The organism is Sutterella massiliensis, from assembly GCF_016899755.1.
Lineage (GTDB): Bacteria > Pseudomonadota > Gammaproteobacteria > Burkholderiales > Burkholderiaceae_F > Sutterella > Sutterella massiliensis.
The window spans coordinates 1-254 of sequence record NZ_JACJJC010000476.1 but is presented as its reverse complement, the minus strand read 5'-3'; the positions used below and the strand labels follow the sequence as shown (position 1 = coordinate 254).

The following is a 254-nucleotide window of genomic DNA, read 5'->3' as shown; positions in this document are numbered from 1 at the left end:
CGCGCGCTTGGACGGCTGCGCCTGGTTTTTGACGACGAATGCTTCACGAGGTCGGGCAACTCCATGCTGGCGACCCATCGACTCGAACGGCTGTTGCCGAAGATCGCACACGCGCTCGAAGCGCTGGAAGACATTGCGACGGAACCCACCTATCGACCCGAAGCGATACGACGGCATTTCGTCATCGAGATGGTCGACAACGCCGTCGTTGCTCTTCTTCTGCCCGTGATTGACGAAATTCGCAGCAAAGCGCC

General features: G+C 59.4%; 1 pseudogene. It reads left to right on the top strand.

Going from position 1 to position 254, the window contains the following annotated elements:
- Nucleotides 1–254, top strand: a pseudogene (locus H6A60_RS13375) (LysR family transcriptional regulator); the annotation flags it as partial.